2 protein-coding genes are annotated in these 1536 nt (G+C 53.6%); both read right to left on the reverse strand.

Annotation, left to right across the window (positions count from 1 at the left end; translation table 11 throughout):
* The coding region (locus GX135_05795; protein ID NLN85597.1) for a lamin tail domain-containing protein at window positions 1–462 on the reverse strand (462 nt) is incomplete at its 3' end.
* A gap of 24 nt (window positions 463–486) precedes the next feature.
* The coding region (locus GX135_05800) for a glycogen/starch/alpha-glucan phosphorylase (protein ID NLN85598.1) at window positions 487–1536 on the reverse strand (1050 nt) is incomplete at its 5' end.

Here is a 1536-nt window from a genome sequence, read left to right on the forward strand (position 1 = left end):
AGACCATCCCTCCGGCGGATTCGGGGCAAAAGAAACACCCGGATATCCGCTGTCATCTGGAAGCATATTGAGATTGGGCTGGTCATAAAGCACTGTGTCCGTATAAGTTCCATCGGGAGAAACATAGCGGATGCCGTCCGTGGCAGAGCCTCCGTTTTGGAAGGCGAGGGGGATAACGAAAACGGCATTCTCCACTTGGGAATCCCCGATGAGCAAAAAGCGCTTGGATCGCAGGATAAAGTGCGGGAATTCAAAGACTTCCGTGAACACCCTGCCGCCGCTGAACAGCTTTGCGCCTTCCAGGTTCAGGTCTTCGTCGCCGGCATTGTAGAGCTCAATCCATTCCTTGCCACTGTCCGGTCCCACAGGGTTGAAGCAAACTTCGTTAATCACCACTCTGGCGAACGCGAAAAGCGGCACAAAAAGCAAGATGCAAATGGTCGCAAAAGTCTTTAATTTCAAAGCATTACCCTTCCCAATTTGATATTATGGGAGCTGCAGTATGAGGGGTTGCACGTCCCAGATTTCGCGGGCATATTCTTCGATGGCGCGGTCGGATGAGAATTTTCCCACCCGGGCGATGTTCAGAATGGCTTTTTTTGCCCAGGCGGAAGGGTCTTGCCAAAGGTCGTCAACTCTTTGTGAGGCATCCAGATAGGAGCGGAAATCCGCGAGGATGCAATAGGGGTCACCGCTGTGTAGCAGCGCGTGTACGATGGGCTCGAAGATGCCTTTTTCGTTGGGTGAGAACATGTCGTTGGCGATGGCATCGATGGCGCGGCGTAATTCGGGGTCGGAATCATAGATTTTTCCGGGGTCGTAACCGCTTTGTTTGAGGGAGCTTACCTCATCCGCGTCCATGCCGAAGATGAACATGTTTTCAGCTCCGATTTCCTGAGCCATTTCCACATTCGCGCCATCCATGGTGCCGATGGTGAGCGCTCCGTTGAGGGCGAATTTCATGTTTCCGGTGCCACTTGCTTCATATCCCGCGGTGGAAATTTGTTCCGAAAGGTCGGAGGCGGGGATGATTTTTTCCGCCAGGGAAACGCTGTAATCCGGCAGGAAAACCACCTTGAGACGGTCTGCCACATCCGGGTCACGGTTCACCACCAGCCCGAGATTGTTAATCAGTTTGATGAGGATTTTTGCCAAATGGTAGCCTGGAGCGGCTTTTCCGGCGAAGATTACGGTGCGGGGCACGATTTGGGCTTGGGGATTGTCCTTGATGCGCAGATAGCGGGCGATGGTTCCCAAAACATTGAGCAACTGGCGTTTATATTCGTGCAGGCGCTTAATTTGGGCGTCGAAAATGCCGTCGGTGGGGCAGCGCACTCCGGTGGCACGGAAGATGTGTCTGGCGAGCGCTTTTTTGTTGATTTGGCGGATTTCCCAGAAGGCGTCAATGAATTCGGAGTCATCCACATAGGCTTCCAAGCCGCGGATGCTGTCCAATTGTGCCACCCAGGTATCTCCGATGTGTTCGGAAACCAGTGCCGCGAGCCGGGGATTGCAAACCTTCAGCCAAAGCCTTGG

This window comes from Candidatus Cloacimonadota bacterium (assembly GCA_012522635.1).
GTDB lineage: Bacteria > Cloacimonadota > Cloacimonadia > Cloacimonadales > Cloacimonadaceae > Syntrophosphaera.